This window comes from Streptomyces sp. NP-1717 (assembly GCF_022695985.1).
Taxonomy (GTDB): Bacteria; Actinomycetota; Actinomycetes; order Streptomycetales; family Streptomycetaceae; genus Streptomyces.
The window spans coordinates 50280-63997 of the sequence record NZ_JAAPBF010000017.1; the positions used below are offsets into that span (position 1 = coordinate 50280).

Genomic DNA, 13718 nt, shown 5'->3' on the forward strand with positions numbered 1-13718 from the left:
GCGCGCGGCGCGCCACACAGGGGGAGGTACCACTTGAGACGCACAGCACTACTCGGCTCGGCCGGCACCCTGCTCGCGGGCACGCTCATCGCCACCACACTCGCCGCCACGTCGGCGAGCGCCGACGCCCGCGCGGCCGACGGCTCGAAGGCGCGGAGCGAGGAGCAGAGGACCCGGAGCGCTCAGGCACACGGCGCCGAGGTCGCCGCCGAGCGCGCCGCGAAGAAGGGCATCGACTGGGCGGACTGCCCCGCCGACTGGGCCCTGGAGAAGCCGATCCAGTGCGGCTACGTGAGCGTTCCGCTCGACTACGCCCGTCCCCACGGCAAGCAGATCAAGATAGCCGTCGACCGGATAGGCAACACGGGCGGCGCGGGTGAGCGTCAGGGCTCCCTCGTCTACAACCCCGGTGGCCCCGGCGGTTCCGGCATGGCGTTCCCGCGCCGTGTCGTGACCAAGAACGCCATCTGGGCGGACGCCGCGAAGGCGTACGACTTCGTCGGCTTCGACCCGCGCGGAGTCGGCCGCTCGACGCCCATCTCGTGCGTCGACCCGCAGGAGTTCGTCAAGGCGCCCAAGGCCGACCCCGTCCCCGACAGCGAGGCCGACAAGCGGGCCCAGCGCAAGCTCGCCGCCGAGTACGCGGACGGCTGCAAGGAGCGCAGCGGCTGGATGCTGCCGCACATGACGACGCCCAACACCGCGCGGGACCTCGACGTCCTGCGGGCGGCGCTCGGCGACAGGAAGCTCAACTTCGTCGGCGTCTCCTACGGCACCTACCTGGGCGCCGTCTACGGCACGCTCTTCCCGTCCCATGTGCGACGCATGGTGCTGGACAGCGTGGTCAACCCGTCGAGGGAGAAGATCTGGTACCAGGCCAACCTGGACCAGGACGTCGCCTTCGAGAAGCGCTTCGACGACTGGAAGAAGTGGGTCGCCGAGAACGATGCGGCGTTCCACATCGGCGACACCGTCGCCAAGGTCGAGAAGCAGTGGGACACGCTCCGCGCCACCGCCAAGAAGAACCCGATCGGCGGCGTCGTGGGACCGGCCGAACTCATCGGGCTGTTCCAGAGCGCTCCGTACTACGACTCCAGCTGGGTGCCGGTCGCCGACACCTGGAGCAAGTACCTGGCCGGAGACACCCAGGCGCTCGTCGACGCCGCCGCACCCGACCTCTCCGACACGGTCGGCAACGCGCGCGCGGAGAACAGCAACGCGGTCTACACCGCCGTCGAGTGCGCCGACGCCAAGTGGCCCACGAGCTGGCGCACCTGGGACCGGGACAACACCCGGCTCCACCGCGACCACCCGTTCCTCACCTGGGCCAACGCCTGGATGAACCTGCCCTGCGCCACCTGGGGCGTGGAACAGCAGACACCGGTCGAGGTCGGGACGGGCCGGGGCCTGCCTCCCGTACTGATCGCGCAGTCCGAGCGCGACGCCGCCACCCCGTACGGGGGCGCCGTCGAACTGCACAAGCGCTTCAAGGGCTCACGTCTGATCACCGAGCGGGACGCCGGTTCGCACGGAATCACCAATGTGGCGAACCCGTGCATCAACGACCGCGTCGAGTCGTATCTGCTCAGCGGCGAGCTCGACCGGCGCGACGTGACGTGCGCACCGCACGCCACGCCCAAGCCGTAAGGCGCGGGAGGCACCGGTGACGGGGAGGGGGCGGCTGCCCGGAAGGGCCGCCGCCCCCTCCCTCACGACCGTCCCCGGACCGGACCTGGCGTGGCGTCAGCGCCGCAGGCGCGGGAACTTCTTCGCTGGCGCGCGCTCCGCCTCCTCGGCCTTCACCTCGGCGGCGTACCGGTCCACGTACTCCTGACCGGACAGGCCGAGGATCGCGTACATGATCTCGTCGGTCACCGCCCGGACGGCCGCCTTCTCGTTCTCCAGGCCCGCGTACCGGGAGAAGTCCAGCGGTTCGCCGAAGCGGATCGTGACCTGCTTGATGTTCGGGATCTTCTGGCCGGGAGGCTGGATCTCGAACGTACCGACCATCGCGCACGGCACCACCGGGACCTGTGCCTTGATGGCCATCACCGCGACCCCGACCTTGCCCTTGTAGAGCCGTCCGTCGTGCGAGCGCGTGCCCTCCGGGTAGATGCCCAGCAGTTCACCCTTGCCGAGCACTCCGAGCCCCTCCCGGATCGCCGCCTGTCCGGCCTCCTTGCCGGACCGGTCGACCGGGATCTGACCGGCGCTGCGGAAGAACGTGGCGGTGAGCCGTCCCTTGACCCCGGGCCCGGTGAAGTACTCCGCCTTCGCGAGAAAGGTGATGCGCCGCCGGATGATGGCGGGCATCAGGAAGTGGTCGGAGAACGACAGGTGATTTCCCGCGACAATGGCGGCACCGTCCGCCGGGATATTGTCCAGCCCCTGGATCCTCGGCCGGAAGAGAAGCCTCAGCAGCGGACCCAACAGGACGTATTTCAGGACGTAGTAGAACACGGTGTCGCTCCCAACTCTCCGGACGGCTCTGGGATAGCGGTGTGCCAGGCCTCGCAGAGACTATTCCCTCAGTGCGGCCTCGCACCGCCCGGCGTCCGGCGCGAGTTCCCCGGCGCGACGGCGCCTTTTCCCTTTCGTCCCACCTGCCCGCCGGTCACCACCCGGGACACACCGGAACGTGTGCCCCAGACGATTTGGCCCCCTATTTCCGGGGCGATATCCGGCAAATCGACATGCTTTTGCCGAGGATGCCGAGATGGCCTCAGCACTCGTCACGGGCGCCGCGGGATTCATCGGCTCGCATTACCTCCGCCGATGTCCGGGAGACCTCGTTCGGGATCAGTGAGTTCCGTGGCGCCGCGCCACCTCGTGGAAGGAGCGCAGCTTCTCGGTCGCCCGGTGCCGTAGAGATTGACCGACGTGCAGTGCAGCTCGTTCCTGACAGCGGCCATGTGCTGCCGGAAGAGGGGGCGGGACCGGTGCGGTTCCGCCGGGCCCGGACCGAGGCCCGAATAGTCCGTCCCGGTGTGGTAGTTGACGCCCCGCCAGGGCAGAACCGCTGCCTGTCCTCCCACTTCGTCCCTCACTCGTGGGGTACGCCGATCGGCCGGGGGCGGCCCTGATCGGGTCTCCCACCGCCATCTCCCGGAAGACGCCGGGGTGTTCCGTTCCGGGACCGGACGCGGATCCGGTTCCCGTGACGTGCGACCACTCGGTCCGCCCGTTCGCCGGGATCGCGCCGTTCCTGTGGCCGTCGGTGATCCGAGTGTCCCTCGCACAGGTTTATCGGCCATACTGCCAGCCGTGGAGCGCATCGATCCGATAATCCAGCCCGTACCCGCCGCGGGGACCGATCCCGGATACATCCCTGGGCTCATGGCACCCCGCCTCGCAGAGGAGACCGACGACGCCGCCAAGGGCGCGCCTCAGGAGGCCGCCGACGAAGAGGTGACCGAAGAGGCGCGGACGCCTCGCGCGCCGGCCGACGACGAGGCCGGCCCGGAGACCGAGGACGAGGCGGACGAGGCGGTCTCCTTCACGAAGGACGCCTCCGACGGCTCCGGCACGGACTCCGGTTCCGCCACCGAAGGGCCGGTCTTCGAGGTCAGCGACCGCCGCGCCTCGATGACCGCCGACCGCACCGGCATCCGGCTCACGCTGGACGAGGAGGAGGCGGAGTTCGGCTGGGCCGAGATCGGCGCCGTGGAGGTCGAGACCCCCCGGTTCGGCCGCCGGTTCACCGTCACACTGCACACGACCGGCCGCCGCCAGTACCAGTCGGAGGTCGACGCACCCTCCCGGAGCAGCCTCAAGGAGTGGACGGCCGAACTCGACGTCGTGCTGGACGCCTACTTCGAAGAGAGCTGACCGGCGCCCGGCCCCGCCCGTAGACCTCGTACTCCTCGGTCCCGTCCGGACCGCACTCCGGACGGCCCCGCCCAGGTGGCCGGTGCGCCGGCCCTCCTGTGCACTGGGGCTGGCGGCCCCGATCGGGCGGGCCGCGTGCTGCCCGCGTGGGCGGCCGACGATCGAGGAGTCCTTGATGACACGGCACACCAGGACAGCCACCGCGCTGGCCTCCGCCCTGCTGATCGCCACCGCGGCGGCCGGGTGTTCGAACGGCGGTGGCGGCAATGGCAGCGCCAGCGGCACGGACAGTGATGTCAGCAGCCGCGAAGTGGACGTGCTCCCGGCGGCGTCCTCGTCGTCCGCGCCCGCCGTCGACGTGAAGAACGGCAAGTTCGGCAAGATGCTGGTCGACGAGAAGGGCATGACGCTCTACGAGTTCGACAAGGACACCAAGAACAAGTCGATGTGCAACGGCTCCTGCGCCACCGCCTGGCCGCCGTTCACCGTGAAGTCGACGCCGGCCGCCGGCAGCGGTGTCAAGAGCAATCTGCTCAAGACGACGAAGCGCGACGACGGCTCCGAGCAGGTGACGTACAACGGGCGCCCGCTGTACCGGTTCGAGGCGGACAAGAAGGCCGGTGACGTCAACGGCCAGGACGTCAACGCCTTCGGCGCCAAGTGGTTCATCATGAACCCCGAGGGCAAGAAGGTCACCACCCAGCCCCAGAACAACAACGGCGGCGGTTACTGATCCTCGGCCCGTCCGGCCGACGAACGCCCGGAGACGGCCCGCGCCGTCGCTCCGTGAGCACTGCCGCCGGACGTCCGGACGGCGCAGGCGGTGGCGGCGGCGCGCACCGACGGCGACCGGGGGCGTTCCCGGTGAGCCCGGCCGGCGGCCCCCTCCACGGCGCGAATGGAGACGCCCATGTCATCACAGCCCCCCGCCTCGCACGCCGCGCCCTCGAACCGGGGCGGCGCCGGCCGTATCGTGCGGGGCGTCGTACGGGTGATCGCCGCGGCGGCCCTGGCCCTCGACGCGTACTACCACGCGGATCTCGCCCCCCAGTACGACGAGGTCACGAAGGACATCAGCCAGGGCGACCTCTTCCGGATCGAGGCGGGCCTCGCGGCGCTGGCCGCGCTCCTGGTCCTCGTCTGGCGCCGGTTCCTCGGCGATGCCTTCGCCTGGGCGGTGGCCGCCGGCGGGCTCGCGCTCCTGCTCATCTACCGCTACGTGAACGTCGGCAATCTCGGACCGATTCCGAACATGTACGAGCCGCTCTGGTACGGCGAGAAGCAGGCCACCGTCGTGGTCGAGGCGATCGCCGTGGTCACCACGGCGTTTCTGCTGGTTTTCCGTCCCCGGAGTAATCTGAAGTGAGCGGGGGCGAGCTGAGTGCTGGAGGTGAGGGCAACGGTTCATGTCCGTCACAGATGACTCCGCGCAGAGCCCGGTGGGAGCGGTCGGACGGATCACCGTCCCGATCCCGCCCAACGGCCCGGGGGAAGTCCTGGTGGCCGTGCGCGGCGGTTCAGAGGCGTACGCGGCCTGGTCCGACCGGCCGATCGGCACGAACGTCCGGGTGCTGGTGACCGACCGTGTCTCGGCCCGCTCGGTGGTGGTGGAGCCTCTTCCCGAGTGAGGCCCACGCGAACGCGAAGACGCATGTACCGCGGAACTGTCTCGCGGTGCATGCGGTGTGAGTGTGTAGGAGGACAGGAGTTCCCTCATGTTGTTCTGGCGTGTTCCAGCACCGAACGAGGCGATGCTCATCTCCGGTTCCAAACGACAGGTCCAGGACACCCAGTTCCGGATAGTCACCGGTCACGGCAGTTTCGTTCTTCCCATCAAGCAGAAGGCCCGCATGCTGTCCCTGGCGCTGCGGGAGGCGGAGATCGCCGAGGACTGCGTCACCCAGCAGGGCATCCGGCTGACCGTGCGCGCGGTGACCGTGTTCAAGGTCGGTGACGACGCCGTGTCGATCGCCAACGCCGCCCGGCGCTTCCTCGCCGAGCAGGACCGGATGGAGGAGCTGGTGGGGCGGATCTTCGCCGGTCACCTGCGATCCATCATCGGCGGACTGACCGTGGAGCAGATCATCCGCGAGCGGGACAGGGTCGCCCAGGAAGTGAAGGCGGGCAGCCACAGCGAGATGGAGAAGCTCGGCATCGTCGTGGACGCCCTCCAGATCCAGGAGATCGAGGACGCCACCGGCTACATCAACAACCTGGCGGCGCCGCACGCGGCGGCCGTCGCGAGCCAGGCCCGTATCGCCGCGGCCAGGGCGGACCAGGAGGCCGCCGAGCGCGAGCAGCAGGCGGCGGCGCTGAAGGCCGAGTACGAGAGGGACACCTCGATCAAGCGCGCCGGTTTCGAGGCCCAGACCGAGCAGGTACGGGCTCGTGCCTCGCAGGCGGGACCCCTCGCCCAGGCGAAGGCGTCGCAGGAGGTAATCGAGGAGCAGACGGCGCTGGCGGAGCGGCAGGCCATGCTGGCGGCGCAGCGGCTGGAGGCGGAGGTCAGGCGCCCGGCGGACGCGGAGGCGTACCGCAGGCGGACCCTCGCCCAGGCGCAGGCCGACGCGAACACCGCGCGGGCCGTCTCGCTGCGCGACGGCAACCAGGAACTCCTGGCGGCCAACCGGGTCGTGGAGGTACTGCCGGAGCTGGTGGACTCGGCGGCCAAGGGCCTCGCGGATTCCCACCTCACCGTCCTCAACGGCACCGACGGGGTCAACGAGGTCGCGGCCGGGCTGGTCGGCCAGGGCATGACCATCCTCAACTCGCTTCAGGGCACCACCGGTTCGACCCGTGCGCCGTCCGAGGGGGAGCAGGAGCGGACACAGAGGACGAACGGCAAGGCCCCGGCCCGGGTGGACAGGGCCGCCTGACCGCGGGCAGGAGCGGGCTGTGCTCGGGACCGCCTCGGAGTCCGCGGCGCCGGCTGACTACGCCTCCCGCCGCCGGCCGGTTCCCCGCCGCCGGCCCTCCTCGGCGGGCCGGGAGATGGACCGGGACTGCACGTGCTCGTAGACCATCGTCGTCTGGACGTCGGCCACCTCGCGCCGCTCCGTGAGGCGGTCGATGACGAAGGCGTACAGCCCGTCCACGTCCGGGACCGCCACGTGCAGGAGGAAGTCGTGCGGGCCCGACGTCACGAACAGGCCGATGACCTCGGGCAGTTGGGCCGCCCACTCGCGGAAGCCCTCGATGACGGGGCGGGACGGCGGTCTGATCCGTACGGAGATCAGCGCCTGTACGGAGCGGCCCACCGACTCCAGATCGAGTGCCGCGTGGAATCCGTCGATCACTCCCCGCTCGCGCAGGATCTTGACCCGTTCCAGCGAGGTGGAGGGGGAGACGCCCGTCTTGGCCGCCAGATCGCGGTTGGTCTGCCGTGCATCGTGCTGGAGCTCCCGCAGCAGAGCCCAGTCGAGCGCATCAAGTTCCACGATGTTGCCCTTCCACCGTACGAAGTGCGCCGCAGCTCCCCATCGTACGCATGACTGCCTACCGTTTCGAGGTATGACCGCTCAGAACGACACTGCTCAGCACACCGGCACCGTACGGACCGACCTCTCCACCCGCCACGCCCCGCTCAAGTGGGTCGTCGTCGTGGACGAGGACCTGCCCGCCGGGCGTGCGGTGAACGCGGCGGCCTGTATGGCCGCCGCCGTCGGCAGGGCTCTGCCGGACCTGCTCGGCGGCGACGGCCACGACGGATCGGGCCATCCGCACCCGGGACTGCCCTGGGCGGGCTGCTCCGTCCTCGCCGCCGACGCCGCCACTCTCCACGCCCTGCGGGAGAAGGCGGCAGCCAAGGAGGACGTCTTCGTGGTCGACATGCCCGAGCCCGCCCAGACGTCGCGGATCTACGACGAGTACCTCGACCTGCTCGCCGGTACGAAGCACGAGGACCTCACCTACCACGCGGTCTCCCTCGTCGGCCCGCGCAACCGGATCGGCAAGCTCGTGGGCAAGCTGCCGCTGCTCCGCTGACCGGCCGACACGCCCCGCCGCGAAGGCGGTTGACGCCCCGTCAGGATTTGACGCCCAGCACGATCTTCCCGCGGGTGCGTCCCTCCTGGACGCGGCGGTGCGCCTCGGCCGCCTCCGCCAGCGGCAGGACGTCCTCCACCTCGACGCGCACCACGCCCTGGTCGATCAGCCCGGCGATCCGGGTCAGGGCGGGGCCGTCCGGCTCCACCAGGAACGCCGTCGCGTTCAGCCCCCGCGCGCGGGCGCCCTCCAGCACCTCCGGGGCGACGCCGGACGGGACGGCGACGATCGTGCCGCCCGGCCGCAGGGTCTCCAGCGAGCGCGTGGTCGTCGAGTCGTGGCCGTCGCCGACCAGGTCGATGACGACGTCGACGTCGCTCACGGCGTCCTCGAAGCGGACCTTCGTGTAGTCCACGAGCTCGTCCGCGCCCAGCTCACGCAGCCAGTCGTGCTTGGCCGCGCTCGCCGTCCCGATGACATGGGCCCCGAGGTGCTTGGCGAACTGCACCGCCAGATGGCCCACGCCGCCCGCCGCCGCGTGGATCAGCACCCGCTGCCCCGCCTCGACGCGCGCCGCGTCCACGAGCGACTGCCAGGCGGTCAGTCCGGCCAGCGGTACGGCCGCGGCGGTCTCGTGGCCGACCGTGCGCGGCTTGAGCGCGAACTGCCGCGAGGGGGCCGTCACGTACTCGGCGTACGCGGAGGCCGGCCGGGGGAACCACGGCATCCCGTACACCTCGTCGCCGGCCTTCAGCGTGTGCACCCCGAAGCCGACCTCCTCCACGACGCCGGACACGTCCCAGCCCAGGACGAACGGCGGCTCGCCGAGGAGACCGGCCATGCCGCCGCTCTCCCGGGACTTCCAGTCGACCGGGTTCACGCCCGCCGCGTGCACCCGTACCAGTACCTCCGTCGGGACCGGCCGGGGCCGCGGACGCTCGGAGAGACGCAGCACCTCGGGTCCGCCGAGGGAGTCCTGGGTGATCGCGCGCATCGTCGGCTCACTGCTCATATGGGTCAAGGCTCCTGGAAGAGTGCGGTGGATCTTCGACACCGAAAACGTACCCTCCGGGTACTGGTAACCCGCAAGGGACGTCTACGCCGCCCAGTGCCCCTCCCGGGACGTCCTCGGCCTGCTCGCCGACGCATGGGCCGCCCTGCGGTCCCGCTCCACCTCGACGACACACGGACCCCGGAGCAGGGCGCGGCGTCAGTTGCCCCGTGAGGCGATCATCGCGACCGTCACCAGCCCAAGTACCACCCACCCGAACCAGAGCCAGCCGCTGCTCCCCAGTGCCGCCGTGTAGCCCGTCACGACCACCAGCGCACCGACGGTGAGTATCCCCATCGCCTTCGTGGATCCGGATCCGGACATGTACGTCCTCCTCCTGGCCGTGGCCGTAAAGACCATCGTCACCCGAAAGGTGGCTTCCGCGCTACTGTCCGCGTGCCCGCAACGACGCGAGGTAGGCGTTGTACGCCGCCAGCTCCTTGTCGCCGTCCCTGTCGGCGGCCCGGTCCGAGCGCTTCGCCTGGCGCTGGTCCGAGCGGTACCACTGGTACACCAGCGCGATCAGCACCAGGACCGACGGGATCTCGCTGAACGCCCAGGCGATACCCCCGGCGGCGTTCTGGTCGGAGAGCGCGTCGATGCCCAGGGACGCGGGCGGATTCTCGTACGCCCGCACCATCGGCTCGCTCGCCATCATCAGCGCGATCCCGAAGAACGCGTGGAACGGCATCCCGGCGAAGAGCTCCAGCATCCGCATCAGATAGCCGGGCCGGTGCGGCCCCGGGTCCACCCCCATGATCGGCCAGAAGAAGATCAGCCCGGTGGCGAGGAAGTGCACCATCATCGCGATGTGCCCCGGCTTCGACTCCATGAGGAAGTCGAACAGCGGGGTGAAGTAGAGACCGTAGAGGCTCGCGATGAAGAGCGGGATCGTGAAGACGGGGTGCGAGACGAACCGCACGAACCGGCTGTGCAGCACCACCAGCAGCACCTCACGCGGTCCCTTGCGCCCCCGGCCCGCGACCGGCAGCGCCCGCAGCGCCAGCGTCACCGGCGCCCCGAGGAGCAGCAGGATCGGCGAGACCATGCTGATCACCATGTGCTGGACCATGTGCACGCTGAACATGACCATGCCGTAGTCGTTCAGCCCGGTGCACATCATCAGCGCCACGCTCAGCACACCGAGCACGAAGGCGACGGTGCGGCCCGGCGACCAGCCGTCGCCCCGCGAGCGGAGCCGCACGACACCCCAGCCGTACAGCGCGAGCGCCAGCAGACACCCGACGACGAAGAAGGCGTCGGGTGAGAACTCCAGCGCGCGGCTCAGCGTGAACGGCGGCAGATCCATCGTCGTGCCGTGCCCGCCGTGATCCATACGTGCTCTCCCGAAGGGACGATCCAGGACGATCCTGAATGGTGCGATGTGTCCGCACCCGGGAACAGACTAGAACCGCCCCCGGCGCCGTTCGCGGCCGGGGGCGGTTCGTCGTACCAACGCGACTGTTCAGCGGCTCAGAGCACGCACTCCGCCTCGGCGTACCGCTCCGCGGGCACCGTCTTCAGCGTCTCGACGGCCTCCGCGAGCGGCACCATCAGGATGTCCGTGCCGCGCAGCGCCGTCATCATGCCGAACTCGCCGCGGTGCGCCGCCTCCACCGCGTGCCAGCCGAAGCGGGTCGCGAGCACGCGGTCGTACGCGGTCGGCGTCCCGCCGCGCTGGACATGGCCGAGTATCACCGGCCGCGCCTCCTTGCCCAGGCGCTCCTCCAGCTCCACGGAGAGCTGCCGGGCCACGCCCGCGAAGCGCTGGTGACCGTAGATGTCCTTGCCGCCGACGTCGAACTCCATCGAGCCCTCACGGGGCTTGGCGCCCTCGGCGACCACCACGATCGCGAAGCGCTTGCCCGCCGAGAAACGCTTGCCGACCAGCTCGGTCAGCTCTCCTATGTCGAAGGGGCGCTCCGGGACGACGATCGCGTGCGCACCGGCGGCCATGCCCGAGTGCAGCGCGATCCAGCCCGTCTCCCGGCCCATGACCTCCACGATCAGCACGCGCTGATGGGACTCGGCGGTCGTCTTCAGCCGGTCCAGCGCCTCCGTGGCGACACCGACGGCGGTGTCGAAACCGAAGGTCACATCGGTGGAGGAGATGTCGTTGTCGATGGTCTTCGGCACGCCGACGATCGGCAGCCCCGCCTCGAAGAGGAGGCTCGCCGCCTTGAGCGTGCCCTCGCCGCCGATCGGGATGATCGCGTCGAGACCCAGGTCGGCCACGTGCCCCTTGGCGCGCTCCACACCGTCACGCAGATGTGCGGGCTGGACACGGGAGGAACCGAGGATCGTGCCGCCACGCGCCAGGATGCCGCCGACGGCGTCGAGGTCGAGCTTGCGGTAATCGCACTCCAGAAGGCCTTTCCAGCCGTCGTGGAAGCCGATGACCTCGTCGCCGTGGTCGACGACGGCGCGGTGCACCACGGACCGGATCACCGCATTGAGACCGGGGCAGTCGCCGCCGGAGGTGAGTACACCAATTCGCATTGCCCGGAGAACCTTTGCAACGTGGGCCGACGGCCGGACCCCGTCGTCCGGCTGAATCCCCGCCACCCTACCGGCGTGGGGTGGCGGGACCGAACCAGGCGTCCGACTGCTGGACGCCCCCCGGCTGAACGGGGAGTGTCAGACGGGCTGCGTCGCGGCGGCGATGCGCTCGGCGCGCAGCGCCTCGTACCAGCGGTCGTCCGCCGGCGGCAGCGCGTTCACGTCGAGCGCCAGCTTCAGCAGCAGATCGGCGATCAGCGGGTTCCGCGCGAGGACCGGGCCGTGCATGTACGTCCCGAACACCGTGTCGTTGTACGCGCCCTCCGTGCCGTCACCCGTGCCGTTGCCCTTGCCGAGGGACACTCGCGCGAACGGCCGGGCGCGCGGGCCGAGATGAGTGACGCCCTGGTGGTTCTCGAAACCCGTCAGCGGCGGCAGTCCCAGGTGCGGGTCGATGTCGCCCAGTACGTCCCCGACGCACCGCTCGCCCTCGCCCCGGGTCGAGATCACGTCGAGCAGCCCGAGACCGCCCTCGCGCTCGCCCAGGTCGTTGACGAACTCGTGGCCCAGGATCTGGTAACCGGCGCAGACCGAGAACACGATGGCGCCGTTGGACACCGCCCGGTTGAGACCACCGTCGCGCCGCAGCCGCTCGGCGGCCAGCCGCTGCGGCCGGTCCTCACCGCCGCCGATGAGATAGATGTCGCCGGAGGTCGGTACGGGCTGGTCGCTGCGTACGTCCACCCGTGTCACATCGAGACCGCGCTGCCGGGCCCGGCGCTCCACGACCAGGGCGTTTCCCTGGTCCCCGTACGTGCTCAGCAGGTCCGGGTAGATCCACACCAGCCGCAGACTGTTGTCACTCATTGCTCGCTCGTCCCTCTCCGACTACGTCTGTGTCTGTGCCCATGACCCGCTGTCTCAGTTGCCGACGCGCCGGCGCAGGTCCTGGAACGAGGTGTAGTTGGCGATCGCCTCGATACGGCCGGGCGGTGCCATCTGCACGGCCTCGTCGGCGGTCGCGCACACCCGGAAGTCCAGGCCCGCGACCTCCAGCCGCACGGCCAGGTCCAGCTTGCGGTCGCCGATCACGAAGATCGGATGACCGGCCAGCCGGGTGTAGTCCACGTCCCACAGCCAGGAGGTGTCCGTACCGTCCGCGCCACGGGCGTTGACCGCGAGGATGACGGGCGTGGGCGGCGGGTCGATCAGCGAGAACGTCTCCAGCCAGCCCGCCGGGTTCTTCGCCAGCAGCAGCCGCAGGTCACGGCCGAGGAAGGACACCACGTCGTACCGGCCCGCGACGGCCTGCACCTGGTACATGCGCTCCAGGGCGACCTGCGGCGGCACGCCGAACGTGGCGGCGACGGCGGCGGAGGTGGCGGCGTTCGCGCGGTTCGCACGGCCGGGCAGCTGGAGGTGGATCGGCCAGGCGGAACCGTGCGGGTCCAGGACGTGGTCACCGTGGAGAGCCCAGCTCGGGGCGGGCCGGCGGAAACCGCACTGGCCGCAGAACCAGTCGTCGCCGGGACGCTGCATCACACCGCCGCAGGCGGGGCAGGACCAGGCGTCGTCCTTCCACTCCTGGCCCGCCGCGACCCAGACCACGTTGGGGGACGACGAGGCGGCCCACACCACCAGCGGGTCGTCGGCGTTGGCGATGACGACGGCCTTCGTACCGGCCAGCCCCTCGCGCCAGTGCTCGGCGAGCATGCGGGTCTCCGCGGCGCGGTCGAGCTGGTCGCGCGAGAGGTTGAGCAGGGCGATCGCCTTGGGCGTCGTGTCGCGCGCGACACCGGCGAGGTACTTCTCGTCCACCTCGATCACGCCGTACCTGGCGTCCGAACCGCCCGCGAGGGCGGAGGTGATACCGGCCGGCATGTTCGCGCCCAGCGCGTTCGACACCACGGGTCCGCTGGCCCGCAGGGCCTCGGCGATCAGCCGTGTCGTGGTGGTCTTGCCGTTCGTCGCCGACACGAGCACCACGTCCAGATGCTGCGCGAGAGCCGCCAGCAGGTCCGGGTCGAGCCGCAACGCCACCTTGCCGCCGATCACCGATCCGCTGCCGCGCCCCGCAGCGCGCGACACCGCCGCTGCGGCCTTGCCTGCCGTCACGGCCAGCTTGGCCCGTGGCGACAGCGGGTCCGTGTTGCCTGCCATCGTCCTTGATCCTCCTCGCGTCGGTCCGGGCTCAGCCTATCGAGATACGTGCACGGGCCCGAACCACGGCACCGGGGAAGGAGCCGATCGTTGTCACACGTACGCCTGAACGACGCCGCCGGACGGCCGCCCCCGCGCCCCGCCGCGCGACGGTTTCCGCGCCGGAGAGTGGTCTGTTTCCACGGCCACGGGGCTT

General features: G+C 70.5%; 15 protein-coding genes. 7 read left to right on the forward strand and 8 right to left on the reverse strand.

What is annotated here, in order from left to right:
• Window positions 1-33: 33 nt before the first annotated feature.
• Window positions 34-1647 carry an alpha/beta hydrolase gene (locus tag GXP76_RS06050; RefSeq protein ID WP_242570373.1) on the forward strand — a complete coding sequence of 538 codons (1614 nt, stop codon included), beginning with the start codon at window positions 34-36 and terminating at the stop codon, window positions 1645-1647.
• A 96-nt stretch (window positions 1648-1743) separates the two neighbouring features.
• Here the strand turns inward: GXP76_RS06050 and GXP76_RS06055 are convergent, their stop codons facing one another.
• Complete coding sequence (locus GXP76_RS06055; RefSeq protein ID WP_242570374.1) at window positions 1744-2460, reverse strand: 1-acyl-sn-glycerol-3-phosphate acyltransferase; 717 nt, start codon at window positions 2458-2460, stop codon at window positions 1744-1746.
• Between the two features lie 804 nt (window positions 2461-3264).
• Here GXP76_RS06055 and GXP76_RS06060 point away from each other — a divergent pair.
• From GXP76_RS06060 to GXP76_RS06080, 5 genes are all read left to right on the forward strand, one after another.
• Entirely contained in the window at window positions 3265-3828 is a 564-nt protein-coding gene (locus tag GXP76_RS06060) for a hypothetical protein (protein WP_242570375.1), read from the forward strand.
• 175 nt (window positions 3829-4003) lie between these two features.
• The gene (locus GXP76_RS06065; RefSeq protein WP_242570376.1) at window positions 4004-4561 is read left to right on the forward strand and encodes a hypothetical protein; all 558 of its coding nucleotides are present in this window, start codon (window positions 4004-4006) and stop codon (window positions 4559-4561) included.
• A 177-nt stretch (window positions 4562-4738) separates the two neighbouring features.
• Window positions 4739-5194 carry a hypothetical protein gene (locus GXP76_RS06070; protein WP_242570377.1) on the forward strand — a complete coding sequence of 152 codons (456 nt, stop codon included), beginning with the start codon at window positions 4739-4741 and terminating at the stop codon, window positions 5192-5194.
• 40 nt (window positions 5195-5234) lie between these two features.
• Window positions 5235-5456, forward strand: coding sequence for a hypothetical protein (locus tag GXP76_RS06075; protein ID WP_242570378.1), 222 nt, complete (start codon window positions 5235-5237; stop codon window positions 5454-5456).
• An 87-nt stretch (window positions 5457-5543) separates the two neighbouring features.
• Complete coding sequence (locus GXP76_RS06080) at window positions 5544-6704, forward strand: flotillin family protein (protein WP_242570379.1); 1161 nt, start codon at window positions 5544-5546, stop codon at window positions 6702-6704.
• Between the two features lie 57 nt (window positions 6705-6761).
• Here GXP76_RS06080 and GXP76_RS06085 read toward each other — a convergent pair whose 3' ends face one another.
• Window positions 6762-7265, reverse strand: coding sequence for an Lrp/AsnC family transcriptional regulator (locus GXP76_RS06085; RefSeq protein ID WP_242570380.1), 504 nt, complete (start codon window positions 7263-7265; stop codon window positions 6762-6764).
• A 73-nt stretch (window positions 7266-7338) separates the two neighbouring features.
• On the opposite strand from GXP76_RS06085, the gene GXP76_RS06090 reads away from it, so the two are divergent.
• Window positions 7339-7812, forward strand: a complete 474-nt coding sequence (locus GXP76_RS06090) for a DUF2000 domain-containing protein (RefSeq protein WP_242570381.1) — start codon at window positions 7339-7341, stop codon at window positions 7810-7812.
• 40 nt (window positions 7813-7852) lie between these two features.
• Here GXP76_RS06090 and GXP76_RS06095 read toward each other — a convergent pair whose 3' ends face one another.
• The 6 genes from GXP76_RS06095 to GXP76_RS06120 form a co-directional block, all read right to left on the reverse strand.
• Entirely contained in the window at window positions 7853-8824 is a 972-nt protein-coding gene (locus tag GXP76_RS06095; RefSeq protein WP_242570382.1) for an NADP-dependent oxidoreductase, read from the reverse strand.
• A gap of 198 nt (window positions 8825-9022) precedes the next feature.
• Entirely contained in the window at window positions 9023-9187 is a 165-nt protein-coding gene (locus tag GXP76_RS06100; RefSeq protein WP_242570383.1) for a hypothetical protein, read from the reverse strand.
• Between the two features lie 61 nt (window positions 9188-9248).
• Entirely contained in the window at window positions 9249-10199 is a 951-nt protein-coding gene (locus tag GXP76_RS06105) for a cytochrome c oxidase assembly protein (RefSeq protein ID WP_242570384.1), read from the reverse strand.
• Window positions 10200-10336: 137 nt separating this feature from the next.
• A complete protein-coding gene (locus GXP76_RS06110) occupies window positions 10337-11362 on the reverse strand; it encodes a 6-phosphofructokinase (RefSeq protein ID WP_242570385.1) in 1026 nt (341 codons plus the stop codon).
• Window positions 11363-11500: 138 nt separating this feature from the next.
• Window positions 11501-12229: a type 1 glutamine amidotransferase gene (locus GXP76_RS06115; protein WP_242570386.1), complete on the reverse strand. Its 729-nt coding sequence runs from the start codon at window positions 12227-12229 to the stop codon at window positions 11501-11503.
• A 54-nt stretch (window positions 12230-12283) separates the two neighbouring features.
• Complete coding sequence (locus tag GXP76_RS06120) at window positions 12284-13522, reverse strand: MurT ligase domain-containing protein (RefSeq protein WP_078078556.1); 1239 nt, start codon at window positions 13520-13522, stop codon at window positions 12284-12286.
• Window positions 13523-13718: the final 196 nt, after the last annotated feature.